Below are 26684 nucleotides of genomic sequence, written 5' to 3' on the forward strand. Positions count from 1 at the left end.
GTCGGGCTTACAGCGCGAGAATCTTGCTGTAGTCGCCCGTGACAGCGTTGCCGCTGATGCCGTCGGGGAAGAAGCCGCCCTTGGCGGTGTTCTCACCGAAGAAGACGATGTTCGCCACCTGGCGGGGCGTGCGGCTGAACGCGATGGAGTTCTTGTCGGCGAGCACGATGTTCGCCCCGGCGACGTAGCTGGGGTTGCCCGCGCCGCCCACGATGCCCTGATCCCGGTCGTCGGTGCCGTCGACCGAATCACGGAAGTTGCTGATGGCCTGCACGACGTCGGAGACCTTCAGGCTGGGGGTGACCTGCTCGTCCTTGCGGGCGTACAGCAGGGTGCGGATCATGCCGGCGTGATAGGCCTCAACGGCCAGGATGCCTGCCGCGTTCTCCAGGTTGCCGTCCGGCTTGTCGTCGACCAGCAGACGCGCGGCGCCCTTGTACGCGCTGACGCCGACATCTTCAAAGATGAACGCGCCGTGCAGGAAGAACAGTTCGTTGGCGAAGGGGTCGAAGCCCGTGATCGCACCGCCCGAAGCAGCCTTGCCGGCAGCCTGGAAGGCGGGCCCCAGGTCGATGCGGGGCTGCACCACGGCAGCGGAGCCGAGCACCGCCTTGATCACGGCCACGTGGTTGCGCTCATCGTTGGCCGTTTCTTCAGCATAGGCACGCACGGCGGGGGACATGCCGGCGATGCCGGTACCGTTCTTGGCCGCCGCCATGAAGTTGGCGGGCAGGATGACCTTGCTGCTGTCACCACCGGCGGTGTCGAGTTCACCCAGACGACCCACGGCGGCCAGGTAGAAGGCCGCTTCCAGGTACTCCAGGTTCAGCGCGAAGTTGAAGATGGTGGCGTCCAGGTTGGTCTTCATGGGGTTGGCAGCGATCACGCTGGTGCAGCCCGAGAGGACGGCGCCGGCGCCCATCATGCCGGTCATGCCGAGGAACTTGCGGCGGGTAGAAGTGTTCTGGCTCATGGTGGTACCTCCGGAGAAAGAGACGACGGGTGCGGGCGGACAGGAGGCGCAGTTCACCACTGGACAGCCGTGGAGCTGTCCGGCCAGAGGGGAATCCCGGAGAAGAGTCGGGGTGCGCCTGCATCTAGCTCATAAGCGGGTGGGCGTGGGTTGGATCATGGCGCCGCGTGCCAGACGCGAATGGTGAAGGCTGCCTAAAGAATCCCGGCCGAAAGGAACGGAAACCGCCCTGCATTCGGTCGCAGGGCGGGTACCAGGGAGACGGTCGGATCGGGCGAAAATCTAGATCTCCTGGGCGAACAGCGGCTGGGTGGTGGGCTGGGCGCTGCCCCCGGGAGGCTCCACGCTGACCGCCAGGGTCGCGCCCTGTGGCAGCGGTGACGTCAGCACCCCCTGTTCCCCGAAGACGCCCAGAGAGACGGGCTTGCCCGCCTGGATCCGCCACAACTGGTAGGTGCGGCCCGTATCTGTAGGGCGCCTGAGCTTCACGAAGACCCGGCCATCGCTCAGCCGTACCAGGGTACCGAGGGTCTGGCCCCCGGCCGTGACCTCACGGCTCACCGCGCCGGGTTGCCCCGCATACTGCTGCAGCGGGTCGGCCGCGGGGCGCAGCGCGAACAGCAGGGCCAGCGCAGCGGCGAGGCCGAGCGGCAGGGCCAGCCACCAGGCCGGACGGGCGGCCCGTTTCTCCGGCAGCGGTCGCGCCTCTGGACGGGCGACCGGCTGCGGCGTGGAGGGGGCAGGCGGGGCCGCGACCAGGGGGGCAGCAACCCCGGCGGGTGACCCGGCCAGCTGGCCTTCCTCCGCACGGAGGCGCGTCATCAGACGATCCTCGGCGTCGGCGGGAACCTGCACATCCTCCAGATCCAGCTCGTCCAGGAGCAGGCTCAGCGCGTCCTGATCGGCCTGCCACTGGGCCTGCAGGGACGGATTGGCCTTCAGCGCCGCCTGCACCTCGGCCTCCTCGGCTGGGGAAAGCTGCCCCAACGCACTGGCCAGCACTTGATCCCGGTCGACATTCACGCTCTTTCCCCTCCTTCCGTTCCCAGCGCCGACCTCATGTGATCGAGCGCCGTTCGCAATCTTGATTTCACCGTCCCCAGCGGCAGACCCGTCATGGTCGCCAGTTCAGAGTGAGTGTAGCCCCGGTAATACATCAGCTCCACCAGTTGCCGGTGCGAGCCGTCCAGAGCCTGCACCGCCTGCTGGGCCATGATGCGGTCCGCCGGATCGGCGGCGGCGGTCGGTTCGTCCCAGTCCTCGAGTTCCAGGGCCGTTTCCGGACGGTCGCGCAGCTGCTGAAGGAAGCGGTGGTGGGCGATGCTCACCAGCCAGGTCTTGACCCTGGCCCTCCCCGGATCGAAGCGCTCCGCATGTTTCCAGGCGTTCATGAACGCGTCCTGTACGCAGGAATCGACGTCGTCGGGCTGCCGGAGCATGCGCTGTCCCAGACCGTAGAGCAGCCGGGCATAGCGCCGGTGCAGTTCGCGCAGGGCTTCCTCGTTGCGGGCCACCATCAGAAGCATCAGCGTCTCATCGGGCACATCAAGGAAGAGACTGTCATCGGTCATAAGGTGCGCTCAGGCTAACAAACCCATCTGGGGGCACATGTGCGCCGTCCTTAGGCCACTTTGCGACTTCTCATCCGGTGGCTTGATTCAGGAGACGTGGGGAGCGCGTTCGGGGCTGCGCTCGGGCTCGGTCACGGCGACGGCGGCGGCGGCCACAGGCACGGGCTGAGCGGCGATTACAGGAGCAGGGGCGGGCGTGGTGTCGAGGCCGGCCTTGAACTCCTCGGTGATGCCGCTGGTGTGCTTGCGGAACTCGCGCAGGCCGTGGCCCAGCGACTTGCCGAGTTCAGGGAGCTTGCGGGGCCCGAAGACCACCAGGGCCACGAGCAGGATGATGATCAGTTCAGGTGCGCCGAGATTGGGCATGGAAACCTCCTGGGGGGAGAGGACGGGTAGAAGGAAGCGGGCGGCGGCGTCGACCGGTCTGTGGTGCTCCCGGTCGGTGGCCTGACCAGAGATATGCGGGGAGATGCCGCTTGGATCATTTGCCAGGATCGGCCGCCCGCCACCCGCCGTGGGAATGAGGGGGGATATAGATCGGGGCCATCCGGAGAAAAGGTCGAGCGGCAAGTCATCCCGGGTCAGTTCCGGGCGCGCTGGGCCTGGATACATCGAACTTCAGCAGTTCTCCTGTCAAGGGCGCCCGGCACCCCACCCCAGCGCGTGATGGACACATGATGAAGCGAACTTAAGGTGGTGGAATGATCCGTGTGGCCCGCAGCGGCATATCACTGGATGAAGGCGCCGCACCGCTGGACGCAACGCCGGACTCACGGGACATTCCCCTTCACTTTCCCTTTCACGCTGAGCAGGTACGCTGAAGCCACGCTCTCGCCCTGGAGGCACCCATGTCATTAGGCCCACTCGAAATCATCCTGCTGCTCGTCGTCGTCGCCCTCATCTTCGGGGCCCGCAAGCTGCCTGAACTCGGCAAGGGGCTCGGCCAGGGCATCCGCGAGTTCAAGAAGGAAACCACCGATCACGACAAGGACAAGGCGGCCATCACCGACGTGCCCAGCCGGCCGCTCGACCCGGTGACGGGTGCGCCGACCGCCACCCCGGTGGCCGACAACGTCCGCGACCGCCGCGCCTGAGGCCATCATGACGCTGCCCAGCACCGACCTCAAAAGTGCCCCGCTGTTCGACCACCTGGACGAGCTGCGCAAGCGGCTGATCATCAGCGTGGTGTTCCTGGCGATTGGTCTGGGCATCGCCTTCCAGTACCGCGTGGCCCTGATCGAACTGATCAAGGTGCCCCTCCAGGGCAGCGAGCAGTACCGGCTGGGTGTGATCAAGGTCGTGACCCAGGGCCTGACCGACCAGTTCGTCCTCGCGCTCAACCTGTCCTTCTGGGCGGGGTTCGCCGCGGCCCTGCCCCTGATCCTGGGTCAGGTCTGGGGGTTCATCGCTCCCGGTCTCTACCCACACGAGAGGCGCTGGGCGTTGCCCTTCGTCATCGGGGCTGGATTCTCCTTCCTGGCTGGCGCGGTCTTCGGCTACTACCTCGTGCTGCCGACGATGGTCGGGTTCCTGCTGGACTTCCTGGCGGGCAGCGTGACCCCACTCCTCAACCTGCGGGACTACATCGGAACGGTCACGACCTTCCTGGTCGCCTTCGGGCTGTCCTTCGAGCTGCCCATCCTGGCAGTCATCCTGACCCGGATCGGCCTCGTGAACCATGTGCTCCTGAGAAAAGGCTGGCGGATCGCCCTGGTGGGGATCATGCTGTTCGCCGCCATCATCACGCCCACGCCTGACCCGACCAGTATGCTCGTGGTCGCCGTGCCGCTGTACCTGCTCTACGAGCTGGGCGTGATCCTCTCGCGCGTGTTCCGCCTGCCCCCACCCGAGGAAACGCCTATCCTGGGCACCTGAAGTCCAGCCCTGGAAATCCAGCCCTGTTCAGCCCAGCACTGCCGACCCGCGCGGCCCCCTCGAACACCAGAAGGGGGCCGCGCGCCGGTCTCTTGCCCCCACCCCCCATGCCCCCCGAACGAAGCCCTACACTATCCGGGACTTATGAATCCTGTCTTTCTCAACATCGGTGGCTTCACCATCGCCTGGTACGGGGTGCTCATCACCCTGGGCATCGTGGCGGGCGTCTGGGTCGGCACCCGCCTGGCCCGGCAGCGTGGGCTGAACGTCGATCTCTTCAACGACATCATCCTGTGGATGATCGTGTGGGGGCTGGTGGGCGCGCGGCTGGTGTTCGTGCTGACCTCGTGGGATCAGTTCGCGGGCACGCCCTTTCCCCGCATCCTGCTGGATATCGTGAACCTGCGGGCCGGCGGCATCAGCATCCACGGCGGGCTGATCGGCGGCATCCTGGTGCTGATCTACTACGCCCGGCGCTACCGCTTCGACTTCTACCGCTACGCCGACCTGGCCGTGCCCGGGGTGGCCTTCGGGATCATCGGCGGGCGCATCGGCAACATCATGAACGGCACCGACACGGTGGGCCGCGTGACGGGCTGGCCGGTCGGCTACCGCTGGCCCGACTCCGCCCGCGCCTTCCACGAGGGCGTGTGCGTGAAGGCCGCCAACCCGGACATGGATCTGTCGCAGTACTGCCAGACCATCGGCGGGCAGGTCGTCATGACGGCGCCGGTGCATTTCACGCAGCTCTACGGGGTCATCATCGGCATCATCCTGAGCGTCGCGGCCTACTTCTGGCTGCGGTCGCGCAAGACCGGCTGGGCGTTCTGGCAGTTCTGGCTGTGGTATTCGGTGCTGCGGGCCGGCTGGGAGGAGACCTTCCGCCTGAACCCGCTGTTTCCCAAGACGTACCTGAACCAGGGGCTGAACGCGCCGGGCATCGGCCTGTTCACCGAGACCCACCTGATCAGCGCCCTGCTGATCGTGCTCAGCGTGGTCATGCTGCTCAGGCTGCGGAACAAGCCGGACGACCGCTCGGCCGCCACCGGCCAGTTCCTGGTGCCCGACGGCTCGGCTGCCAAAGCGCTGCCCACGACCTGAGCCCTCGTCCGGCGCCTGACCGGGCCGCGCCGGCTGTTCCAGAACCGTCCTTTCCCAGAACATTCCCTGCAGGTGAAACAGCATGAACACAACGGATCGTCCGCTGGACGTGGTCATTCTCGCGGCGGGACAGGGCACCCGCATGAAGTCGGCGCTGCCCAAGGTGCTGCACCCCGTTGCCGGCCGCCCCATGGTGGCCTGGGCCGTGAAGGCCGCGCAGGAGCTGGGCGCGCGACAGGTGGTCGTGGTGACCGGTCACGGGGCCGACCGCGTGGAGGCGGCCCTGGCCGGCAGCGGCGTGACCTTCGCCCGCCAGGAGCAGCAGCTGGGCACCGGCCACGCCTTCCTGTGCGGGGTGGACGCCCTGCACGCCCACGGCGACGCCGACGTGCTGGTGCTGTATGGCGACACGCCCCTGCTGCAGACCCGCACGCTGCGCTCGCTGCTGGCCGACCACCAGGGGCAGGCCAGCGCCCTGACCATCCTGAGCGGCGAACTGCCCGACGCGACCGGCTACGGGCGGATCATCCGGGACGCCAGCGGGCACGTGGAGCGCATCGTGGAGCAGAAGGACGCCACGCCGGCCGAGCGGGCCGTACGCGAGTTCAACTCCGGGGTGTATGTCATGGACGCCCGCGCCCCCGAGCTGGCCCGGCAGATCACCAACGACAACGCCTCGGGCGAGTATTACCTGACCGACCTGCTGGGCCTCTACCGCGCCGAGGGTGCCCAGGCCAGTGCCTTCAAGCTCGACAACCCGGACGAGGTGCAGGGCGCCAACGACCGGCTGGGCCTGGCCGATCTGGGCGCCCTGCTGCAGAGCCGCATCAACATGGCCCACATGGCGGCGGGCGTGAGCATCCAGGCGCCCGAGACGGTGTTCATCGAGGACACCGTGGTGCTGGGCCGCGACGTGACCCTGGAACCCGGCGTGATCCTGCGCGGCCAGACCCGCGTCGCGGCGGGCGTGACGGTGGGCGCCTACTCGGTCGTCAGCGACTGCGTGCTGGACGAGGGCGTGACCGTCAAGCCGCATTCGGTGCTGGACGGCGCACGGGTCGGCGCGGGCAGCGACATCGGGCCGTTCGCCCGCCTGCGGCCCGGCACGGTGCTGGGCGAGGCCGTGCACATCGGCAACTTCGTGGAGACCAAGAACGCCGTGCTGGCGCCTGGGGTCAAGGCCGGGCACCTCGCCTACCTGGGTGACGTCACCATCGGCGCCGAGACCAACGTCGGGGCGGGCACCATCGTCGCCAACTTCGACGGGGTGAACAAGCACCCCAGCCGCATCGGGGCGGGCGTGTTCATCGGCTCGAACTCGACCATCATTGCGCCGCGCGAGATCGGAGACGCCGCCTTCATCGCCGCCGGCAGCGCTGTCCACGACCACGTGCCCGAGGGCGCGATGGCCGTGGCGCGGGGCAAGCAGCGCAACCTCGAAGGCTGGTCGAAACGGTACTGGGGCGGCCTGAAGGACAAGGTTGACGTGAAACTGCCGTGGCTCTCGGCGTGGCTGGGGCGTCAGGACTGACGCGAGGATGCAAAGAGCGTGGGGTGGATGCCGGTTGACATCCACCCCATGCTTTTTGCCGTCCTCAGCGGCTTCGCAGCGTGACCTGCACCGCGCTCATGAACTCGGCGCGGGTGCGCGGGTCGTCCTTGAAGAGCCCGCGCATGGCCGAGGTCGTGGTGCTGGAGTTCTGCTTCTGCACGCCACGCATGGCCATGCACAGGTGCACGCCTTCCATCATCACGGCCACCCCACGGGGCGCCAGGAGTTCCTGCACCGCGTCCGCGATCTGGGTGGTGATGCGCTCCTGTACCTGCAGCCGCCGCGAATACAGATCCACGACCCGCGCGAACTTGCTCAGTCCCAGGATCTGCCCGTCGGGGATGTAGGCGATGTGCGCCCGGCCGTAGAAGGGCAGCATGTGGTGCTCGCACATGGAGTAGAACTCGATGTCCTTCACGATGACCATCTCGCTGCCCTCGGCGGCGAACACGGCGTCGCCCACGGCGTCGTGCAGGGTCTTGTGGTAGCCGGCGGTCAGGAAGCCCCAGGCCTTGGCGACCCGGTGGGGGGTCTTGAGCAGGCCCTCGCGCTCCGGGTCTTCGCCGATGGCGTCCAGCCAGCTGTGGGTCAGGGCGCGCAGGCCGGGCACCTCCTGTTTCTCGTCGGCGGCACTGATCAGCGGTTCAATGGTCAAGGTCGGGCTCCTTCCTCCATCCAGCCAAAATGAACGCCGGATGAATCTGAATGCCGCGAGTGTAGGTCAGGCCCACTCGCGGCAACTGTCAACTAAGCTTCAGCTTTCAGGGTCAGGGGGGCCCGGTGGGTCAGTTCCAGCTGACCTCACCGTAGGTCTGCTCGCGGGCGGGGCCGGCGGAGAAGATCACCACGGGGCAGTTCACCGTCTCCTCGATCAGGTCGAGGTACGCCTGGGCTTCCTTCGGCAGGCCGGCGCGGCTGTCTACACCCTCGGTGCTGGCCCAGCCCTTCATCTGGCGCATGACCGGCTGGCCGCCCGAATCGTAGTGCGTGCAGACCGGAATGGTGTCCAGGCCGGCCAGGATGTCCATCTTGTTGATGACCAGCCCGTCCAGGCCGTTCACCTCCACGGCGTAGCGCAGCAGTTCCAGATCGAGCCAGCCGACCCGCCGGGCGCGGCCGGTGGTCGTGCCGTACTCGTCCCAGGGCTTCGAGCCGTCGCCCCGCAGGCGCAGGATGCCGGCCTCGTCCAGCACCTCGGTGGCGAAGGGGCCGTGGCCGACGCGGGTGTTGAAGGCCTTGGCCACGCCGTACGCCTTGTGGATCGCCTTGTGGTTCACGCCCGCGCCCACCAGGATGCCGCCCACCGTGGGGTGGGAGGAGGTCACGAAGGGGTAGGTGCCGTAGTTCAGGTCGAGCAGGGTCGCCTGGGCGCCCTCGAACAGCACGTTGCGGCCGTCCCGGATGGCCTGCCGGAGCTGCGAGCCGGTGTCCTGCACGAAAGGAAGCAGCGCCTCGCGGATGGGGGCCAGCGAGGCGAGCGCCATCTCCACGCTCGTCCAGCCGGCGTCGCGGGTGGAGTTCGGCTTGGCTTCCATCAGGCGCTCGATGCGCTCGCGCAGCACCGAATCGTCCTTCAGGTCGCCGAAGCGGATGCCCACCCGCCGCGCCCGGTCGGCGTAGGCCGGGCCGATCCCGCGCCCGGTGGTGCCGACGAAATCCTTGCGGCCGTCCACGTACTTGTGGTGGGGCAGCACCAGATGCGCCCGGTCGCTGATGCGCAGTTCGGGGTTCAGCCCCCCCGCCAGCAGGTTGCGGCGCTCCTCCAGGAACTTGTCGGCGTCGATGACCATGCCGTCGCCCAGGATCGACACGGTGCCGTCGTGAAGCACCCCACTGGGCAGCAGGTTCAGCTTGAAGGTCTGTCCCTTCGCCGTGACCGTATGCCCGGCGTTGGCGCCGCCCTGATAACGCACCACGAATTCCGCTTCTGGCGCCAGGAAATCGGTGATCTTCCCCTTGCCCTCATCGCCCCACTGGGCACCCACAATTGCAATTCCAGGCATCTCAGCCCTCCTGCTGCGCGCGCAGACTTGCTCTTCCCTGCCCGGAGGCAAAAAAAAACACGGCGCACAGCACCGTGCCTCAGTGTAGGGGATGGGCAGGGGTGGGGGGCCGGGGTTGTTTACGTGGCCCGGACTCGCCAATCGACTGGCACATCAGGCGGCCAGCAGAGCCAGCAGCAGAGGGGCGCAATACAGCGTGCCGACCAGCAAGGACGCCAGGGATTCCCCAGTGGCTCCCCTGCCGAACCGATTTCTCATCGTCACAGCCATGCCGCCTGTTCCCGAGGCCGCCAGAATGGTGAAGAGGCCCTGCATCACACTGGCGAACCAGCCAGACTCCTCTTGGCCGATTGCCCCCACCGCAAGAAGTGGCAGGACAACCAAGCTGACGAGCGTGAAGTACAGGCTGAAGCTAAACCAGCGGGCCGAAGGTGGACTGCCGATCAAATAAGCCACGGCAGCGACGATGACCACGACCAGCCAGGAGAGCAGCATGAACATCTCTGCTCACTCCCCCGTCAGCGTCAGCACGAGCCGTCTGGGGCCGCCCCGGTCGCGGTGTTCGCACAGGTAAAGGCCCTGCCAGGTGCCCAGTGCCAGGCGGCCGCCCTGCACCGGCAGCATGACGCTGGCGCCGAGCACGCTGGCCTTGATGTGGGCGGCCATGTCGTCGTCGCCCTCCAGGGTGTGCTCGAAGTTTTCCCAGCCGTCCGGGACGGCGTGATTGAAATAGCGCTCGAAGTCGCGCCGCACGTCGGGGCTGGCGTTCTCGCTGAGGGTCAGACTGGCGGAGGTGTGCTGGATGAACACGTGCAGCAGGCCGGTTTGCACCTCCGCCAGCTCCGGCAGCGCGGCCATGACCTCGCGGGTGATCAGGTGGAAGCCGCGTGGGGCGGGCTTCAGGGTCAGGGAACGGTGGAGCCACATGGGTTCAGGGTAACGGGAGAGAAACCGCAAGGTTCCAGAGTGGTGTTTTCGGTGACGCTACGGGCGACCCCTCGCTTCGCGCTCTTCGAGTCCGGCGCTCCGCGCCACCTCCCCTTGGAAGGGAGGCAAGGAAAAAGCCGATTGACACGCCCTTCCTGGCTCCCTTTAGAGGGGAGCTGGCTGCGAAGCAGACTGGCTGGTACAGCTGCGAAGCAGAGGGGTCGCCCTTCAGCCGTGTACCGAGGGCATACCCTTGGACGTTGTGCTTGCCCTGTGGGGGGGAGAAGCACACAGCCCCCCTCCTCATCTGCCCGCCCTAGCCTGAGCCCATGCGCCGCGCCCGCCCCCAGCTGCTCCGCCCCCTGATGCCTGTGATACTCAGCCTTGCGATGATGTCTGCCCCAGCCCACGCGGCCTCCAGCCTGACCCTGCCCGTGAGCGTGCCCCTGGCCGGTGTGCAGGTGGCGGCGAACGCCCGCGTGCCCGCCGAATTTGCCCGGCTGGACGAGACGCGCGAGTTCTTGGGCGGCCTGCTGAGCGTGCGGCTCGCGGGGACGGTCACGCGGGCGGGGCACGTGAGCGTGAAGCCGGGCGCAGACGGCACGAGCCTGCTGCTGAGCGTGCCGATCCGGGCCGACTTCAGGGCCACCGGCACGGGCCTGACCCGCGACTTTGGCGGGGCCGCTACGGTGACCCTGAGCCTCACGCCCACCGTGACGCCGCAGTGGGAGGCGGGGGTGCGGGTGGGCAGCGACTACGCCTGGACAGACCCGCTGAGCGTGGAACTGGCCCCCGGCGTGAGGGTCAGCGTGCAGTCGCTGGTGGACTCACAGGTGCGCGCCCAGCTGAGCCGGGTGGCCGCCGGGGTGGAGACCGGCGTGCGCGAGGGCGCGCGGCTGCGCGAGCGGGCGGGTCGCCTGTGGGCCAGAACGCAGCAGCCCTGGACGCTGCCGGTTCCGGCCGCCGCCGGCCCCGCCTACGCCCGCGTGAGCCCACGAACCCTGAGCGTGACCCCGCCGCGTTTCACGCCAGAAGCGCTGAAACTGACCCTGGGCGCGACCTTCGACCTGAGCGCTGGACTGGGCACCGCGCCGGCCGGAGCCGCCCAGCCCCTGCCCCCGCTGACCGTGGCCGACCTGCCGCCCGGCGGCGTGAGCCTGAACGTGCCGCTGAGTGCGCCCTACCCCGAACTCTCGCGGCTGGCCACGACCTACGCCGCCGCGCGCCCCTTCCCGCTGCCGGTGCCCACCAGCCCCGTGCTGCGGGTGCTGGACGTGGCCGTGAAGCCCAGCGGAACGCGCCTGAAGGTCACCGTGCGGCTGCGGATCGAGGGGCCGCTGGGCCTGCGCCTGCCCGCCACCGTAGACGTGAGCGGCACGCCGGCCCTGGACGACGGCGGGCGGATCGTGACCCTGCAGGGCGTGAGCGTGACCACCCGCAGAGAGGGGCTCTCCGGACGATTGATCGGCTGGCTGGCGGATTCCCGCGCTCAGGCGTATCTGCAGCAGGCCGCGCGCTTCGACCTCGGCCCCCGGCTGGACGCCCACCGCGCCGACCTCCAGCAGCGTCTTCCCTTCTCGCCCGTGCCCGGCGTGACCCTGAGCGGCACCCTGGGCCCGCTGAGCCTGCGGAGTGTGACCCCCACCCCAGACGCCCTGCTGGTCACGGCGCAGGCGGGCGGCACGCTGGAGGCCCGGTTGGACGCCGGCGCCTTGGGCGCTAGCTTAAGGCCATGAGCGACCATCCCAACTGGGCCACCCTGACCGAGGACGCTACCCAGCCCTGGGAGACCCTGGAGTCCCGCCAACTGGTCTCGGGCTTCCGGGTGGTCTACGAAGACCGGGTGCGGCTGCAGAGCGGTGTGGAGACCGTCTACCAGTACCGCCCGCGCGGCCCGCGCGCCGTGTTCGTGCTGCCGGTCACCACGCAGGGCGAGGCCGTGCTGATCCGCCAGTACCGCTACCCGCTGCGCGCCACCGTGACCGAGGTCGTGGCCGGCGGCGTGGAACACGGCGAGGCCTTACAGGGCAGCGCCGAGCGCGAACTGCTGGAGGAGGTCGGCGGCGTGGCGGCCGAGTGGCTGGCGCTGCCGGGCTTCTACCCGCAGCCCAGCATCAGCGGCGTGGCCTTCTACCCGTTCCTGGCGCTGGGCGTGACCCTGGGCGAGATGGCCCACGAGGACACCGAGACCATCGAGCGCGTGACCCTGCCGCTGGCCGAGGCCTACCGCATGCTGGAGGCCGGCGAGATCCAGGACGGCCCCAGCAGCCTGACGCTCTGGCACGCGCGGCGCCACCTGCAGGAGCGGGGGCTGCTCTGAGCCCGGATCTGGATCCATACCTCCCCGCCCCCTTCACCACCCTGGCCGGGCCGCACCGCCACGACGCGGTGGTCGAGAACTCGGAATTCCTGGCCTTCGCCGACCGCGCCGATACACCGGACGTGGCGCTGGGTCAGCTCGCCGCCCTGAAGACCCGCTATCCGGACGCCACGCACCATTGCTGGGCCTACCAGATCGGCCCGCTCTACCGCTTCTCCGACGACGGCGAACCGGGCGGCACGGCAGGCGCCCCGATCCTGAGGGCGATTCAGGGGCAGGGCCTGGATCACGTCATGGTCGTGGTGGTGCGATTCTACGGCGGCGTGAAGCTGGGCACGGGCGGGCTGGTGCGCGCCTATGGCGGCACGGCGGCCGAGTGCCTGCGGACGGCCGGACGCTTCGAGGTACGCCCCCGCGTGGCCCTCAGCGTCACGGTGGGTTTCGAGCACCTGGGAGCGCTCTATCACGTTCTGGGCGAATACGACCTGCAGCGCGGCGAGGAGGGGTACACGGCAGGCGGCGTCACGCTGGACGTGGGAGTCTATCCGGAGGATGTGGAGGGCTTTACGGCGGCGCTGCGGGACGCGACTCGGGGCGGGGCGGTGGTCGGTGAAGGTTTCGACAGACCCGCCGGCCTACCCTGAGCCCATGAAGATCCGTCTGGGGCGCTGGCCGGGCCTGATCCTCCTGGGCCTGCTACTGAGCGGATACGTCCTGATGGGGCGCGCGGCGGACAGTGCCGTTCCCCAGGGCGCCGCGCTGAGAATGTGGCCGCCTCTGCACGGTGACCTGCGGGCACTCGGGCTCGATCCGGCACAGGTCAGGGTGGGGGTACATGTGGTGGGCTCCACTGCCGCGCCGGGGGGCGGGCTGGTTCCCAGCAGCGCCGAGTACATGGTCTACGGCCTGAAGGCCGGGCGCCTGAACCTCCCGACCGGGTGGCACGATCAGGGCGTTCCCGCCCGGCCAGAGTCGCGCCGGGTCGGCCTCTGGAAGACCCGCCCCGGACGGCCCAGAGGCTGTGCCCAGCAGCTCGGGGTGATCCTCAGTCCGGGCCAGCATGTCGAGACGGCGGAACTGGCCTGGACGGAGGGCCGGGTGCAGGCCCGGACGTGGTTCAGCCTGCGGATCTGGCGGGCCGCGGCTCCCCACCGTCGCCCGAGACCGGGTCTGCGTCCAGGCGTCCCGCGTGCCCATGCGCCCCTGAAGATTGGGTCTGCAGATTGATCCTGCGGGCTGGCCCCACAGACCGGGCTCTATCCTTCCCCCATGACCTCGTCCCCCTCATCCACCCTCCCCTACCGCATCGGCTACGGCGAGGACGCGCACCGGCTGGAAGCGGGTCGCCCGCTGATCCTGGGCGGCGTGCCCGTGCCGCAGGCCGAAGCTGGCGCCGTGGCGCACTCCGATGGCGACGCCGTCCTGCACGCCGTGGCCGACGCGCTGCTCTCGGGGCTCGCGCTGGGCGACATCGGCCAGTATTTTCCGGATACCGACGCCACGTGGCAGGGCCTGGACTCGCGGCTGATCCTGACGCGGGCGCTGGAGCTGGTGCAAGGGCGCGGATACGCGCCGGTGAACGTGGCGCTGGTGGTCACGCTCGACCGGCCGAAGCTGGGGCCGCTGCGCCCCCAGATCGCGCGCTCCGTGGCGGCGCTGCTGACGCTGCCTGAATCTGAGGTCGGCGTGAGCTTCAAGACCTCGGAGGGCCTGGCGCCCGCGCACGTGCAGACGCGGGTGACCGTGCTGCTGGGGCGGGTGGATGGCTGAGCCGCCCCTCCTCCACGTCGTGCTGTTCGAGCCCGAGAAGGCCGGCAACGTGGGCAACGTGGCGCGCAGCTGCGCCGTGCTGGGCGCCGACCTGCACCTGATCCGGCCCTTCGGCTTCCACCTGCACGACCGCGAATTCCGCCGCGCCGTGATGGACTATCTGGAGGGCGTGAAGGTGCACGAACACGCGAGCTGGACGGCCTTCCAGGGCACCCTGGCGCCGGGCGCGCGGGTCTGGGCCTTTTCCACCCACGCGCAGACCTTCCACACCCGGGCCGGCTTCCAGCGCGGCGATTATCTGCTGTTCGGCCCCGAGTCGCGCGGGCTGCCGGCATGGCTGCGCGACTCGCTGCCGCGCCTGAAGCTGCCGCAGCCGGGCGGGGGCCGTTCCCTGAACCTGTCGGTGGCGGCGGGGGTGGCGGCCTTCGAGGCGGGCCGGCAGATCGAGGGCTGGTAGGAAGCCGTCGGCACTGAGAAGCCCGCCCCCTCCGCCATCTGGCTGATTTTGATGACCTCCCGAATACTTAAAATGATTCGAGGAGGATCGAAATGTCCGAGGAGTCAGCAGGGTGTCCAGCGGATCAAGGGGGGGCGGAGTCAGACCATTCGGCGGCGCAGCGGCGTGAGCGGATGAACGACCACTACCGGCAGGTCATGGCAGGGCTGTTCACCAACGCCGAGCGGGATGTGCGGCTGGCCCGGGCGGGCGGCGACCCGGCGGCGCTGGCGAAGGCCCAGGCGCGGTACGAGACCCTCAAGGCGGCGCTGGACATCTACGCGGCGGCGCATCTGGCCGCCTATGGGGAACGTCCCTGGCCGCGCCCGGAACCGGCGAGCCCGTGAGCGCCGAGCTGAGCACCCGCGCCGCCGTGTTCCGGGCCCTCTCGCACCCGGCCCGGCTGAGCCTGCTGCGCCTGACCTGGCAGGGCGCCCTGAGCGGCGAGGCCCTGGCCCGCCTGATGAACCTCGCCCCGGCCACGGTCAGCCACCATCTGGCGGCGCTGGAGGGGGCGGGCCTGACCACCGTGCGCCAGGACGGCCACCACCGCCTGCACGGCGCGAACCACGCTGCCCTGGACGTGACCCTGGCGGCCCTGATCCGCGGGGAGGCAGCGGCCCCGACCCCGGCCGACCCCTACCGCGAGCGGGTGCTGCGGAGTTTCATTCAGCACGGCCGGCTGACCCGGATTCCTGCCCAGCGCAAGAAGCGCGACGTGATCCTGCGCGAACTGGCGACCCTGTTCGAGCCCGGCCAGCCCTACCCCGAACGCGAGGTGAACGCCCGGCTGACCCACTGGCACGAGGACTTCGCCACCCTGCGCCGCGAACTGGTCGAGGCCGGACTGCTGGCCCGCGAGGGCGGCGTGTACCGGCGGGTGGAGGGGGCGCCGGCCGACCGACCGCTAGAGTGACGGGCATGGCTCCTGCTGACCTCCAGAGCGCTGATTTCCAGAGCGCCGACTTCCAGACGAAACTCGCCCGCTACGCCGAACTGCTCGTCCGTACCGGCGTGAATCTGCCGCAGGGGGGCAGGGTGAGGATCGGCGCGCCGGTCGAGGCGGTGGCACTCGCGCGCCTGACCGCCCGCGCCGCCTACCGGGCCGGCGCCAGCGACGTGCGGCTGGTCTACACCGACCCGCACACCGATCTGGCGCTGTACGAGGACGGCGGCGACGAGGCGGTGGACTTCGTGCCCCCCTGGCACGCCCAGGAGCGCGAGGCGATGGTGGAGGGCGGCTACGCCTTCATCGGCATCATCGGTGAAGATCCGTCGCTGCTCGCCGGCGTGGACACCGGGCGGGTCGCGCGGCGCAGCACACGGCTCGCCCAGGCCAACAAACGCGTGGCCGAGGCCACCGGCAACATGCAGGTGAACTGGACGGTGGCCGCGATGGCCACCCCCGCCTGGGCCACGCGCGTCTACCCGGCGCTGAGCGAGGCCGAGGCGGTGGCGCGGCTCTGGGACGACATCTTCAGGGTCACCCGCTGCGACCAGCCCGACCCGGTGGCGGCCTGGGAGGCGCATCTGACCCAACTGGATCGCCTGTGCACCCTGCTGAACGACAAGCAGTACGCGGCCCTCCACCTGCGCTCGGGCCTGGGCACCGACCTGAGGGTGGGGCTGGTGCAGGGCCACCTCTGGGAAGGCGGCGCGGCCACGGCGAAAAACGGCGTGCGCGCGGTGCCCAACCTCCCCACCGACGAGGTGTTCACCATGCCGCACCGCGACCGGGTGGACGGCCTCGCGGTCGCCAGCAAGCCCCTGAGCGTGCGCGGCCAGCTCGTGGAGGGCATCCGCGTGCGCTTCGAGGGGGGCCGGGCGGTCGAGGTCAGCGCCACCCAGGGCGAGGCCACCCTGCGCCAGCTGATCCAGACCGACGAGGGCGCCGCGCGTCTGGGCGAGGTCGCGCTGGTGTCGGCCTCGGCCCCGGTGGCCCAGACGGGCACCCTGTTCCTGAACACGCTGTTCGACGAGAACGCCGCCAGCCACATCGCGCTGGGCCGCTGTTATCCCACCAACGTACAGGGTGGCGACGAGGCGACGGTGCAGGCGGCGGGCGGCAACGACTCGCTGATCCACGTGGACTGGATGATCGGCACGCCCGATACCGATGTGGACGGGATCACGCAGGGCGGCGCCCGTGAGCCGCTGATGCGCGGGGGCGAGTGGGTGGTGTGAGGGGGGCATGAGCCCTAAACTCTGGGCCATGAGCGAAAGATGTTCCGGCTCAGAGCCCAGAGCTCAGAGCTCCCCGCCTTCATGCACTAAGATGCCGCCCATGACTCAAGGCACCTACTCCGCTGAAGGCTTCCAGCCCACCTCCGACCTGAGCGCCGAGCGCCAGACCAAGTTCTCCAAGGCTCCGGAACTGGGCGACGGCATCGAACCCGGCAAGGCCTACCGCGCCGTGCTGGAGACCTCCAAGGGCCGCATCGTGGTCGAGCTGTTCCCCGACGACGCGCCCGTGACGGTCAACTCGTTCGCCTACCTGCTGCGCCACCACTACTACGACGGCGTCAAGTTCCACCGCGTCATCGACGGCTTCATGGCCCAGACCGGCGATCCCACCGGCACCGGCTCGGGCGGCCCCGGCTACAAGTTCGAGGACGAGTTCGGCTCGGCCCACCGCCACAGCGGCAAGGGCGTGCTGAGCATGGCGAACGCCGGCCCCTCGACCAACGGCAGCCAGTTCTTCATCACCTTCACGGCCACCCCGCACCTCGACGGCCGCCACACGGTGTTCGGCAAGGTCGTGGAAGGACTGGACGTCCTCGACCGCCTGACCCGCATCCAGCCCGGCATGGGCGGCACGCCCGACGTGATCGAGAAGGCGTACCTCGTCGAGAAGTAAGCGGAAGGCGGATGGCAGAAGGCAGATGGCTCAAGATCAAGCCATCGGCCTTCTGTCTTTAGCCGTCTGCCCTCAGCCATCCGCCTTCTGCATCTCATCATCCGCCGCGATGGCCCGCTGCACCAGCGGCATGATGGTCAGACCCTGCACGGCGATGGTGAACAGCACGATGGCGTAGGTGGCGGTGACCAGCAGGGAGCGGTAGGGGTTCTCCGGCAGGCTGAGCACCAGGCTGATGGCGATCCCGCCGCGCAGGCCGCCCCAGGTGAGCAGGCGCACGGTATAGGCGCCGTAGCCCTCGCGCGCCCGCACCAGCGCGAAGGGCAGCGCCACGCTGATATAGCGCGCGGTCAGCGCCACGCCGATCAGCAGGACGCTGGCCGCGATCTGCGCGCCGCTGGGCCGGGTCAGCAGCACGTCCAGACCGATGAAGGCGAACAGCAGGATGTTCAGCACCTGATCGATGGTCTCCCAGAAGCCCTCGACATGGTGCCGGGTCTTGTCGCTGAATGCCACGTGCTTGGTGGCGGACATGACCAGCCCGGCCACGACCATCGCCAGCGGGCCACTGGTGCCCATCGCGGCGGCGGCCACGTAGCCGCCGATGACCAGCGCCAGCGTGATCAGCACCTCGACGGCGTGCTGCTCGATGGAGCGCACCATGCGGTAGCCGACCCAGCCCAGCAGCGCCCCGAAGAGGATGCCGCCCAGCGCCTCGCGGACGAACAGCGTGACCACGCCCAGGGCACTGACATCCGCCTCCCCGCCGTGTGCCCCGATGCCGGCCACCGCCGCCACCACCAGGAAGATCACGACTCCCACACCGTCGTTGAACAGGCTCTCGCCCGCGATCAGGGTCTCGATCTTGGCCGGCACCTTGGCCCGTTTGAGCAGGTCGAGCACCGCCACCGGATCGGTCGGGCTGATCAGGGCGCCGAACAGCAGCGCCCACAGGAAGGGCACGTTCAGCCCCAGCAGCGCGAACACCCCATACGCCGCCCCGCCGATCAGGAAGGTGCTGATCAGGGTGGAAAAAAAGGCCAGGGTCAGGATGCTCACACGCTGGCGCAGCATCTGGGAGGCGTCCAGACTGAGCGCGCCGGCGAACAGCAGCAGGCTCAGGATGCCGTTGAGCACGAAGTCCGTGAAATTCAGGGTGCCCAGCAGCCCGGCCGCCCAGCCGCGCACGCCCGGTATCCAGCCCAGGGTGTCCAGCGCGATCAGGATGGCGCTGGCCAGCGCGCCGGCCAGGGTCACGCCCACCGTGGTGGGGAAATGCAGGAAGCGTTCGTTCAGGTAGGCGAGCAGCGCCGTGAAACACAGCAGCACGGCAAAAGCGGTCAACATGCTGCCCACAATAGCCCCGCGCCCGGCTGCGGGGGAGAGTCCTCAGGGGGCAGCGCCGAACAGACAGGGCCAGACAGGCAGCCACCGGACTGTGCTTATCGGATCGTGCCTGTCGGACTGTACCTGTCAGCAGCGCCCAACGGAAAGGGCGGGAAGGACTCGTTCGTCCCCCCCGCCCCGTCCACTGGACTTCAGTCGCGTTCGCGTTCGCGTTCGGCGTTCAGCTGGGCCTGCAGCTGAGCCTGCCGCTGGCGCACGTAGTCCTGGTGGAAGCGCGGTTCGTCCATCAGGTCGGTGCCCACGGTGAGCTTGCCGGTGGCCAGCTCGCGCATGGCCTGGGTCACCAGATTGCGGGTTCGCACCCGCTGTTCGACCGGCAGCACGCTCGGGGCGCCGCTGCGGAGCTGCAGGGCACGCTTGGCCGTGACCACGCTCAGCCGGTACTTGCTGTCCGTCATCGACAGCAGTTTATCGATATCTCTTTCCGCCATACCTCACTCCCCTTTTTGAACCGGCCACGCCGGGCCCGGTCACTCAACCCCACACTTTATCCCAGCGGCGCCCGCGACACCAGCCCTCGCCGGTCACAGTTCGGGCCCGAATCCCGCGTGGCACCCGGCCACCACGTCGCTGCCCGGAGAACCCCCCGGACTCACCCGGCAGGTTCTCCGGGGGGTACAGTGGGGGCACCATGTCCATGCTGCGTGACCTCCTGGCCTTTCTGGTCGGTTCGGCCGGCGTCCTGGCAGATTTTTTCGGCGTGGTCGACCTGAGCGGCGGTCACCCGTTGCTGGGCCTGACGCTCTGCGTGGCGGGCCTGGGGGCGCTGTGGGGCGCGTTCAGGCTGGGCACCCGGGACTGAGGGGCGCCGGCCTCTCTCACCACTCGGCCACGCTGCCGTCGGGGTGACGCCAGAGCGGGTTGCGCCAGCGGTGGCCGGTCTTGGCCTGCTCGCGCACGTACGCCTCGTCGACCTCGATGCCGAGCCCCGGGCCGGAGGGGATGGCGACGAAACCGGCCTCGTACTCGAAGACCTCCCTCCCGCTCAGGTAATCGAGGAGGTCGCTGCCCTGGTTGTAATGGATCCCCAGGCTCTGCTCCTGGATGGCGGCGTTGTGGGCCACGGCGTCCAGCTGCAGGCAGGCGGCCAGCGCGATCGGCCCCAGCGGGCAGTGGGGCGCCAGGGCCACGTCGTAGGCCTCGGCCATCGAGGCGATCTTGCGGCATTCGGTGATGCCGCCCGCGTGCGAGAGGTCGGGCTGCAGCACGTCGGCCAGCCCCTCCTGCAGCACCGCCTTGAACTCCCAGCGCGAGTACAGCCGCTCGCCCAGCGCGATCGGGGTGCTGGTCACGCGCCGCACCTCGCGCAGCGCCTCCACGTTCTCGCTGAGCACGGGTTCCTCGATGAACATCAGGCGCATGGCGTCCAGCTCCTTCGCCAGCACGCGGGCCATCGGCAGATGCACGCGCCCGTGGAAATCCACGGCGATCCCGAAGTCGGGCGTGGTGGCGTCGCGCACCGCCTGCACCCGCGCCAGCACCGCGTCGATCTTGGAGGGCACGTCGAGGTAGCTCATCTCCTCGGTGGCGTTCATCTTGATGGCCGTGAAGCCTGCGGCCAGCGCCGCGCGGGCGCTCTCGGCCACGTCGGCGGGGCGGTCGCCGCCGATCCAAGAATAGACGCGCATCCGGTCGCGGCAGGGGCCGCCCAGCAGGCTGTGAACCGGCGCTCCCAGCACCCTGCCCTTGATGTCCCAGAGCGCCTGGTCGATGCCCGCGATGGCGCTCATAAACACCGCCCCGCCCCGGTAGAAGCCGCCCCGGTGCATGACCTGCCACAGATCCTCGATGCGGCCCGGATCGCGGCCGATCAGCCCGTCGGCCAGTTCGTCCACGGCGGCCTGGACGGTGTGGGCGCGGCCCTCGACGACCGGCTCACCCCAGCCGCTCACGCCCTCGTCGGTCTCGATCTTCAGGAACAGCCAGCGCGGCGGGACGAGGAAGGTTTCCAGGCGCGTGATCTTCATGGGGTGCTCCTCGTAGCGTCCAGGAGGGCCTGCGCCCCGCGCCGCAGGGCCGGCCAGTCGGGGTTGGCCCAGTCGGCGCGGGTGAGTGCCCCGCCGATCCCCGCGCCGTCCGCCCCGGCGGCGAGGTAGGCCGCGACGTTGCTGGCGTCCACCCCGCCCACGGCCAGCAGGGGCCACCCGGGGTAGGGGCCGCGCAGATGCCGGAAGTAGGCCGGCCCGTGCGAACCCGCCGGGAAGACCTTGACCCCGGCGCTGCCCAGCGCGACTGCCCGCGCGATCTCGGTGGGGGTCAGGGCGCCCATCAGCAGGCCCAGGCCACGCTCGTGGGCGGCGGTGGCCACCTCCGGGATCACGTGGGGCGTGACCAGGAAGCCCGCGCCGGCCTCCTGCGCCTGGGCGGCCAGCTCCGGCGTGAGAACCGTGCCCGCGCCCAGCAGCAGCTCCGGCCCGGCAGCCGCGCGGATGGCCCGCAGCGCCTCCAGACCGTGGGCGTCAGACAGGGCGACCTCGAACCAGTCCAGGCCCGCGCCGCGCAGGGTCTCGATCAGCCGCGGGGCGTGGACGGCCGGCACGCCGCGCAGGATGACGAGCACCCGTGAGCGGCGCAGGGCCGCGAGCAGGACGTCGGTGGGCGACTCAGGCATGGCGCCCCGGGTGGGCGGGTTCAGGCGGTCTCATCGGCATGGACACCTCTTCTCTGCCAGCTTATGCTCTGCCGGCTCAGCGCCGTCTGTTCAGGCCCGTCGGTCGAGGCCCGTCGAGTCACCGCCGTGGCTCCCCGTGCTCGCCCCCCTCCAGAACGGCCCAGACTTCGGCCTCGCTGGCGCGGAGCTGATCGCCGGGCAGGGTGGTCTTCAGGGCAGCGCAGGCCGAGGCGAAGCGCAGTGCCCCGGCCGCCCCCGCGCCCCCCAGCCAGGCGTGCAGGAAGCCGCCCGCGAAGGCGTCCCCGCGCCCGATCCGGCCGGGGCCAGCCGCGATCACCCCCTCCTGAACCACCACCCCGCCACCGGGCCGATGCGCCTCGCTGCCCTGAGCGCCGCGCGTGACGACGATGAGGGCGTGCGGGTTCAGGGCCCGCAGCCCGGGCAGGCCACCCAGCAGGCCGAGGTCACGCTGGGCCACGAAGATCAGGTCGGCGTGCCGGACGGCGGAGCCATACGTATCGGCCGCGTCGGCAGCGGGCAGGAGCAGGCGGCGGTGGTTCACGTCGAACGACACCCGGACGCCCTGGGCACGCGCCTGTTCCATCAGAGCCAGCGCCAGCGCCCGCGGCCCCGGCCCCAGCGACAGGCTGATGCCGCTGACATGCAGCGCCGCGCACCCCCTCAGCCACGCCGGGTCGAGGTCCGTGGCGTCCAGGGTCTGGAAGGCCGTGCCCTGGCGGTCGTACAGGGCGCGGCTGGGCCGGGGCGGGTGGTGGTCTTCGAGGTAGAAGGTGCCCAGGCGGCCGGGGCGTTCCAGGCTCAGATCCCGCACGTCCAGCGCGCGGACATGCGCGCTGGCCCAGTCGCCCAGCGGGCCGGGCGGCAGCGCACTGGCCCAGGCGGCGGGGCGGCCCAGCGCCCGCAGCGCCGCCGCTACGTTCAGCTCCGAGCCGGCGCACTCGGCCCCCAGCGCGCTCATGCTCTCCAGCCGCTGCGCGGCGGGCAGCGTGAGCTTGAGCAGCGCTTCCCCGAAGGTCAGCACGGCATCGGCAGGGTCGGCCGTCAACGGAGCGTCCAGGCGCCGGGCGGGTACCCCCAGCCTCTGGGCGGGCGGGGATCGGCGCCCATCCCGCCTACTTCCCGCCCAGCGCCGCGCCCACCACGTCCCGCGCCTCGTCCATGACCTGCTGCAGATGCTCCTGGCCTCGGAAGCTCTCCCCGTAGATCTTGTACACGTCCTCGGTGCCGCTGGGGCGGGCAGCGAACCAGGCCTGCCCGGTCGTGACCTTCAGGCCCCCGATGGGCTCATTGTTGCCCGGCGCACGGGTCAGCTTCGCCGTGATGGGGTCGCCGCCCAGGGTCGTCGCCGTGACCTGCTCGGGCGACAGGCTGCCCAGGATCGTCTTCTGCGCGGGCGTGGCGGGCGCGTCCTGTCGGTCGTAGGCGGTCTCACCGTACTTCGCGGTCAGGTCAGCGAAGCGCTGGCTGGGCGTCTGGCCCGTCCGCGCGGTCATCTCGGCGGCCAGCAGACCGGGGATCAGGCCGTCCTTGTCGGTGCTCCAGGCCCCGCCGTCCATCCGCAGGAAGGAGGCGCCGGCCGATTCCTCGCCGCCGAAGCCGAACGAGCCGTCCAGCAGGCCCGATACGAAGTATTTGAAGCCCACGGGCACCTCGACGACCTTTCGGCCGATGCCCGCGCCCACGCGGTCGATCAGGGCGCTGGAGACCAGGGTCTTGCCGATGGCCGCGTCCGTACGCCAGCCGGGGCGGTGCTGGAACAGGTACTCGATCATGACCGCCAGATAGTGGTTCGGGTTCATCAGCCCGTGGGCCGTAACGATGCCGTGCCGGTCGGCGTCCGGATCGTTGCCGATGGCGACGTCGAACTCGTCCTTGAGCCTCAGCAGGCCCGCCATCGCGTAGGGGCTGGAGCAGTCCATGCGGATCTTGCCGTCGCGGTCGACGCTCATGAAGGCGAAACGCGGGTCGATCTCGGTATTGACGATGGTCAGGTTCAGCCCGTACTGCGCCCCAATGGCTTCCCAGACGGGCAGGCTGGCCCCGCCCAGCGGATCGACGCCGATCTTCACGCCGCTCTGCCTGATCGCGTCCAGATCGATTACCTGCGGCAACTGATCGACATAGGGGGTGATGAAATCGAACTCCTCCAGCCCGGCCATCGCGTCTTCCAGGCTGACGCGGTGGACGTCGCGCATCTCGTCTTCCAGAATGGCGTTGGCACGCGCCTGCACGACTTTCGTGACGTCGGTGTCGGCGGGGCCGCCCGACGGCGGGTTGTACTTGAAGCCGCCGTCCTGCGGGGGGTTGTGGCTGGGCGTGATGACGATGCCGTCGGCCGTCTCTCCCGTGCCCGCCCGGTTGTGCTCCAGGATCGCGTGGCTGATCAGCGGCGTGGGCGTGAGCATCCCCGGCTGCACGCAGACCCGCACCCCGTTGGCGACCAGCACCTGCAGGGCGGTCATCCAGGCGGGCTCGCTCAGGGCGTGCGAATCCAGGCCCATGAACAGCGGCCCCGTGATGCCCAGGGCGGCGCGGTGCTCGGCCACGGCCTGCGACACGGCCAGGATGTGCGCCTCGTTGAAGGTGCCCGCCAGGCTGTTGCCGCGGTGCCCGCTGGTGCCGAAGGCCACGCGCTGCAAAGGATCGCTGACGCGGGGCCGGGTCTCGTAGTAGTGGGCGACCAGACGCGGGATGTTCGTCAGCAGGCTCTGGGGAGCGCTCTTGCCGGCCAGTTCGCTGAGGGTCATGGGGGCAGTGTAATGAACGGCCCGCCCCGCGCGCCCGCTCCGACAAGACAGCGTGAACTCCCACCCGGACACGGCGGGCATGTGCTGCTAGCCTGGGCCCATGCGGGAGTTCCTGAACGACTGGTGGCGGCTCCTCAAGCTGATCGTGGGTTCCATCGCCATTCCGGTGATCCTGTGGGGGCTTCTGGTCTGGGCGGGCGTGCTGAGGTAGGCAGAGGGCAGAGAGCGTAGCGCAAAAGGAGCAGGACAGAGCGGGCCAGGAACGTCATCCTGGCCCGCTTGTCCTTTCGATCAGCCTCAGTCGGCGGCGGTGGTCGCCATGCCCTGCACTTCCAGGGCGGCCAGGGCGCGCTCCGCGCTCATGGCGGCGCGGGTGCCGGCGCCCACCGAGGTACCCAGCTGGCGGTAGATGTAGTCGCTGACGTCGCCGGCGGCGAACAGCATGGGCACCGAGGTGTAGATCTCGTCGGTCACGTCCACGTAGCCGTCTTCGCGCAGGCGCACGGTGTCCTTCACGAACTCGGTGTTGGGCGTGTGCCCGATGAAGACGAACACGCCGTCGGTGGCCATGTCGCTCACCTCGCCGGTCTTGAGATTCTTCAGCCGCACGCCGGTCACGGAGTGGTCGCCCTGGATCTCCTCGATGGCCGTGTCCCAGATGAACTTCATCTTGGGGTTGGCGAACGCCCGGGCCTGGGCGACCTTGTTGGCGCGCAGGGTGTCGCGGCGGTGGATCAGCGTGACTTCCTCGGCGAACTTGGTCAGGAACAGGCCCTCTTCCACGGCGGCGTCGCCGCCGCCCACCACGACCACCTTCTTGCCCCGGTAGAAGAAGCCGTCGCAGGTGGCGCAGGTCGAGACGCCCTTGCCCCAGAAGTGCTCCTCGCCGGGCACGTACAGCCGCTTGGGGTTGGCGCCGGTCGCCAGGATCACGGCCTTGGCGCGGTAGCTGGCGCCGTAGCCGGTGACCGTGAAGGGATACTCGTGACTCAGGTCGTCATCGGTGCGGACGATGGCCTGCACCTCGTCCATCTCGATCCGGCCGCCGAACTTCTCGGCCTGCTGCTGCATCCGCATGGCGAGTTCCATGCCGGAGATCGGCTCGGGAAAGCCGGGGTAGTTCTCGACCTCCTCGGTCTGGGCGATCTGGCCGCCGGGCAGGCCTTTTTCGAGGATCAGGGTGCTCAGGCTGGCGCGGCCGGTGTAGATCGCGGCGGTCAGGCCGGCGGGGCCACCACCGACGATCACCACATCGTAGTTCTGGGGTGCGGCAGGGGAACTCGTCATGCAAGGAGCGTACCACCGGCCACCTTCGCCCATGGTCAGCCGCGCACAGTTTACTTTTTAAAGCATCAAGTGAAAGCATCAGGAGGTTGCTTAGCTATTGATAATCCATTATCATTTCCAGCCTGACGGCCCCCGGGCCACCTGCCCTGTCCTGCTCTCACCCCCGGAGACCCCTGCCCATGATCCGCACTTCGCTGGCCCTGCTGACCCTGTCGACCACCGCTCTCGCCCAGGCGGCCCCGCTGCAGGTCAGCGCGACGACCTCGATCATCGGCGACTTCGTGCGGGCAGTCGGCGGCGCCCGCGTGCAGGTGGGCTTGATCGTGCCCGTCGGCGCCGATGCCCACACCTTCCAGCCCTCCACCGGCGTGATCCGCAGCCTGGAGCGCAGCCGGGCGCTGTTCGCCAACGGCGCGGGCCTGGAGCCCTGGCTGCCCCGATTGAGCGCCAGCGTGCCGAAGGTGCCGGTGAAGGCCCTGACGGCCGGGTTGAAGCTGCGCGCCGCTCCGGACGAGCCTGGCCCACACGAGCCCGGCGAGGAACACCCCGATGAGGGCCACGGCGCCTCCGACCCGCACGCCTGGTGGGACGCCACGCTGGCGGCCGGGTACGTGAAGACGGTTCAGGCCGCCCTGAGCGCCCTCGATCCGGCCGGCAGGGCCACCTACGCGAACAATGCCGCCGCCTACCTGAAACAGCTCACGGCGCTGGACGCCTACGCGAGGAAGCAGTTCGCCACGGTGCCTGCCGCGCGGCGCCAGATCGTGACCAACCACGACAGCCTGCACTATCTGGCGGCCCGCTACGGCCTGAAGGTCGTCGGCGCCGTGCTGCCGGGCCTGAGCACCGAACGCGAGCCCAGCGCCCGCGAACTCGCCACGCTGATCGGCGCGGTGAAGAAGAGCGGCGCCCGCGTGATCTTCACCGAGAACTCCGTGAATACCCGTCTGGCCCAGACCCTGGCGGCCGAGACCGGCGCCCGGATCGCGCCCCCGCTCTACACCGACTCGCTGGGGCCCAGGGGCAGTTCCGGCGACACCTTCCTGAAGGCGTTCCGGGCGAACGTGGACACGATGGTGCGGGCGCTGCGCTGAATCGAGGGGGCGCTGAACTGAGGAGGGCGCTAAATCGACGAAGGGGCTGGATCAAACACGGCGCCGGGTGGC

The 26684-nt window shown here is 69.6% G+C and carries 31 protein-coding genes; 16 read left to right on the forward strand and 15 right to left on the reverse strand.

Going from position 1 to position 26684, the window contains the following annotated elements:
* Nucleotides 1-7: 7 nt before the first annotated feature.
* The 4 genes from CVO96_RS03785 to CVO96_RS03800 form a co-directional block, all read right to left on the reverse strand.
* Entirely contained in the window at nucleotides 8-973 is a 966-nt protein-coding gene (locus CVO96_RS03785) for a ferritin-like domain-containing protein (protein WP_103310510.1), read from the reverse strand.
* 282 nt (nucleotides 974-1255) lie between these two features.
* Nucleotides 1256-1996, reverse strand: coding sequence for an anti-sigma factor (locus CVO96_RS03790; RefSeq protein WP_103310512.1), 741 nt, complete (start codon nucleotides 1994-1996; stop codon nucleotides 1256-1258).
* On the reverse strand, nucleotides 1993-2544 hold the full coding sequence (locus CVO96_RS03795; protein WP_243398149.1) for a sigma-70 family RNA polymerase sigma factor: 552 nt from the start codon (nucleotides 2542-2544) through the stop codon (nucleotides 1993-1995). Before CVO96_RS03795 ends, CVO96_RS03790 begins: the two co-directional genes overlap by 4 nt.
* A gap of 87 nt (nucleotides 2545-2631) precedes the next feature.
* Nucleotides 2632-2910, reverse strand: a complete 279-nt coding sequence (locus CVO96_RS03800) for a Sec-independent protein translocase subunit TatA/TatB (RefSeq protein ID WP_103310514.1) — start codon at nucleotides 2908-2910, stop codon at nucleotides 2632-2634.
* Nucleotides 2911-3392: 482 nt separating this feature from the next.
* On the opposite strand from CVO96_RS03800, the gene CVO96_RS03805 reads away from it, so the two are divergent.
* From CVO96_RS03805 to glmU, 4 genes are all read left to right on the forward strand, one after another.
* The gene (locus CVO96_RS03805) at nucleotides 3393-3638 is read left to right on the forward strand and encodes a twin-arginine translocase TatA/TatE family subunit (RefSeq protein ID WP_103310516.1); all 246 of its coding nucleotides are present in this window, start codon (nucleotides 3393-3395) and stop codon (nucleotides 3636-3638) included.
* Between the two features lie 7 nt (nucleotides 3639-3645).
* On the forward strand, nucleotides 3646-4419 hold the full coding sequence (tatC, locus tag CVO96_RS03810) for a twin-arginine translocase subunit TatC (RefSeq protein ID WP_103310518.1): 774 nt from the start codon (nucleotides 3646-3648) through the stop codon (nucleotides 4417-4419).
* A gap of 144 nt (nucleotides 4420-4563) precedes the next feature.
* Entirely contained in the window at nucleotides 4564-5520 is a 957-nt protein-coding gene (locus CVO96_RS03815; RefSeq protein ID WP_103310520.1) for a prolipoprotein diacylglyceryl transferase, read from the forward strand.
* A gap of 82 nt (nucleotides 5521-5602) precedes the next feature.
* Nucleotides 5603-7051, forward strand: a complete 1449-nt coding sequence (gene glmU / locus CVO96_RS03820; RefSeq protein WP_103310522.1) for a bifunctional UDP-N-acetylglucosamine diphosphorylase/glucosamine-1-phosphate N-acetyltransferase GlmU — start codon at nucleotides 5603-5605, stop codon at nucleotides 7049-7051.
* A gap of 64 nt (nucleotides 7052-7115) precedes the next feature.
* Here the strand turns inward: glmU and folE are convergent, their stop codons facing one another.
* From folE to CVO96_RS03840, 4 genes are all read right to left on the reverse strand, one after another.
* Nucleotides 7116-7727: a GTP cyclohydrolase I FolE gene (gene folE, locus CVO96_RS03825; protein ID WP_165795194.1), complete on the reverse strand. Its 612-nt coding sequence runs from the start codon at nucleotides 7725-7727 to the stop codon at nucleotides 7116-7118.
* Nucleotides 7728-7857: 130 nt separating this feature from the next.
* A complete protein-coding gene (locus tag CVO96_RS03830) occupies nucleotides 7858-9075 on the reverse strand; it encodes an adenylosuccinate synthase (RefSeq protein WP_103310526.1) in 1218 nt (405 codons plus the stop codon).
* A 153-nt stretch (nucleotides 9076-9228) separates the two neighbouring features.
* Nucleotides 9229-9576, reverse strand: a complete 348-nt coding sequence (locus CVO96_RS03835) for a hypothetical protein (protein WP_103310528.1) — start codon at nucleotides 9574-9576, stop codon at nucleotides 9229-9231.
* A gap of 6 nt (nucleotides 9577-9582) precedes the next feature.
* Entirely contained in the window at nucleotides 9583-10002 is a 420-nt protein-coding gene (locus CVO96_RS03840) for a secondary thiamine-phosphate synthase enzyme YjbQ (protein WP_103310530.1), read from the reverse strand.
* Nucleotides 10003-10394: 392 nt separating this feature from the next.
* On the opposite strand from CVO96_RS03840, the gene CVO96_RS03845 reads away from it, so the two are divergent.
* The 10 genes from CVO96_RS03845 to CVO96_RS03890 all read left to right on the forward strand — a co-directional run bounded on the left by CVO96_RS03845 (nucleotide 10395) and on the right by CVO96_RS03890 (nucleotide 17445).
* The gene (locus CVO96_RS03845; RefSeq protein ID WP_243398150.1) at nucleotides 10395-11738 is read left to right on the forward strand and encodes a DUF4403 family protein; all 1344 of its coding nucleotides are present in this window, start codon (nucleotides 10395-10397) and stop codon (nucleotides 11736-11738) included.
* A complete protein-coding gene (locus tag CVO96_RS03850) occupies nucleotides 11735-12322 on the forward strand; it encodes an NUDIX domain-containing protein (protein WP_103310532.1) in 588 nt (195 codons plus the stop codon). Before CVO96_RS03845 ends, CVO96_RS03850 begins: the two co-directional genes overlap by 4 nt.
* Before the next feature lie 68 nt (nucleotides 12323-12390).
* Entirely contained in the window at nucleotides 12391-12966 is a 576-nt protein-coding gene (locus CVO96_RS03855; protein WP_423739358.1) for an IMPACT family protein, read from the forward strand.
* Between the two features lie 4 nt (nucleotides 12967-12970).
* Nucleotides 12971-13549 carry a hypothetical protein gene (locus tag CVO96_RS03860; protein WP_103310534.1) on the forward strand — a complete coding sequence of 193 codons (579 nt, stop codon included), beginning with the start codon at nucleotides 12971-12973 and terminating at the stop codon, nucleotides 13547-13549.
* Between the two features lie 42 nt (nucleotides 13550-13591).
* Nucleotides 13592-14092: a 2-C-methyl-D-erythritol 2,4-cyclodiphosphate synthase gene (gene ispF, locus CVO96_RS03865; protein ID WP_103310536.1), complete on the forward strand. Its 501-nt coding sequence runs from the start codon at nucleotides 13592-13594 to the stop codon at nucleotides 14090-14092.
* The gene (locus CVO96_RS03870; protein WP_103310539.1) at nucleotides 14085-14549 is read left to right on the forward strand and encodes a tRNA (cytidine(34)-2'-O)-methyltransferase; all 465 of its coding nucleotides are present in this window, start codon (nucleotides 14085-14087) and stop codon (nucleotides 14547-14549) included. Before ispF ends, CVO96_RS03870 begins: the two co-directional genes overlap by 8 nt.
* Nucleotides 14550-14722: 173 nt before the next feature.
* Complete coding sequence (locus tag CVO96_RS03875) at nucleotides 14723-14935, forward strand: hypothetical protein (RefSeq protein ID WP_103310542.1); 213 nt, start codon at nucleotides 14723-14725, stop codon at nucleotides 14933-14935.
* Nucleotides 14932-15504 carry a DUF2087 domain-containing protein gene (locus CVO96_RS03880; RefSeq protein WP_165795195.1) on the forward strand — a complete coding sequence of 191 codons (573 nt, stop codon included), beginning with the start codon at nucleotides 14932-14934 and terminating at the stop codon, nucleotides 15502-15504. The genes CVO96_RS03875 and CVO96_RS03880 overlap by 4 nt, the downstream gene beginning before the upstream one ends.
* 5 nt (nucleotides 15505-15509) lie before the next feature.
* Nucleotides 15510-16772 carry an aminopeptidase gene (locus CVO96_RS03885; RefSeq protein ID WP_103310547.1) on the forward strand — a complete coding sequence of 421 codons (1263 nt, stop codon included), beginning with the start codon at nucleotides 15510-15512 and terminating at the stop codon, nucleotides 16770-16772.
* Nucleotides 16773-16863: 91 nt separating this feature from the next.
* Complete coding sequence (locus CVO96_RS03890) at nucleotides 16864-17445, forward strand: peptidylprolyl isomerase (RefSeq protein ID WP_165795196.1); 582 nt, start codon at nucleotides 16864-16866, stop codon at nucleotides 17443-17445.
* A gap of 72 nt (nucleotides 17446-17517) precedes the next feature.
* On the opposite strand, the gene CVO96_RS03895 is transcribed toward CVO96_RS03890, so the two are convergent.
* Together CVO96_RS03895 and rpoZ are read right to left on the reverse strand one after the other, a co-directional pair.
* Nucleotides 17518-18792: a cation:proton antiporter gene (locus CVO96_RS03895; protein ID WP_103313285.1), complete on the reverse strand. Its 1275-nt coding sequence runs from the start codon at nucleotides 18790-18792 to the stop codon at nucleotides 17518-17520.
* A 191-nt stretch (nucleotides 18793-18983) separates the two neighbouring features.
* On the reverse strand, nucleotides 18984-19283 hold the full coding sequence (rpoZ, locus tag CVO96_RS03900; protein ID WP_103310550.1) for a DNA-directed RNA polymerase subunit omega: 300 nt from the start codon (nucleotides 19281-19283) through the stop codon (nucleotides 18984-18986).
* Nucleotides 19284-19483: 200 nt separating this feature from the next.
* Here rpoZ and CVO96_RS20990 point away from each other — a divergent pair, with 200 nt between their 5' ends.
* Nucleotides 19484-19654 (forward strand): hypothetical protein, encoded by a 171-nt coding sequence (locus CVO96_RS20990; protein ID WP_165795197.1) that lies wholly within the window; start codon nucleotides 19484-19486, stop codon nucleotides 19652-19654.
* Between the two features lie 16 nt (nucleotides 19655-19670).
* Here the strand turns inward: CVO96_RS20990 and dgoD are convergent, their stop codons facing one another.
* From dgoD to trxB, 5 genes are all read right to left on the reverse strand, one after another.
* Entirely contained in the window at nucleotides 19671-20819 is a 1149-nt protein-coding gene (gene dgoD / locus CVO96_RS03905) for a galactonate dehydratase (RefSeq protein ID WP_103310552.1), read from the reverse strand.
* Nucleotides 20816-21463 carry a bifunctional 4-hydroxy-2-oxoglutarate aldolase/2-dehydro-3-deoxy-phosphogluconate aldolase gene (locus CVO96_RS03910; RefSeq protein WP_103310554.1) on the reverse strand — a complete coding sequence of 216 codons (648 nt, stop codon included), beginning with the start codon at nucleotides 21461-21463 and terminating at the stop codon, nucleotides 20816-20818. The genes dgoD and CVO96_RS03910 overlap by 4 nt, the downstream gene beginning before the upstream one ends.
* 118 nt (nucleotides 21464-21581) lie before the next feature.
* Nucleotides 21582-22529, reverse strand: a complete 948-nt coding sequence (locus CVO96_RS03915; RefSeq protein WP_103310556.1) for a sugar kinase — start codon at nucleotides 22527-22529, stop codon at nucleotides 21582-21584.
* 67 nt (nucleotides 22530-22596) lie between these two features.
* Nucleotides 22597-24231, reverse strand: a complete 1635-nt coding sequence (gene pgm / locus CVO96_RS03920; RefSeq protein ID WP_103310558.1) for a phosphoglucomutase (alpha-D-glucose-1,6-bisphosphate-dependent) — start codon at nucleotides 24229-24231, stop codon at nucleotides 22597-22599.
* A 297-nt stretch (nucleotides 24232-24528) separates the two neighbouring features.
* Nucleotides 24529-25518: a thioredoxin-disulfide reductase gene (gene trxB / locus CVO96_RS03925; RefSeq protein ID WP_103310560.1), complete on the reverse strand. Its 990-nt coding sequence runs from the start codon at nucleotides 25516-25518 to the stop codon at nucleotides 24529-24531.
* Between the two features lie 179 nt (nucleotides 25519-25697).
* Between trxB and CVO96_RS03930 the strand changes: the two genes are divergently transcribed.
* The gene (locus CVO96_RS03930) at nucleotides 25698-26612 is read left to right on the forward strand and encodes a manganese ABC transporter substrate-binding protein MntC (RefSeq protein ID WP_103310562.1); all 915 of its coding nucleotides are present in this window, start codon (nucleotides 25698-25700) and stop codon (nucleotides 26610-26612) included.
* Nucleotides 26613-26684 lie beyond the last annotated feature (72 nt).

The sequence above is a fragment of the Deinococcus koreensis genome, from assembly GCF_002901445.1.
Taxonomy (GTDB): domain Bacteria; phylum Deinococcota; class Deinococci; order Deinococcales; family Deinococcaceae; genus Deinococcus; species Deinococcus koreensis.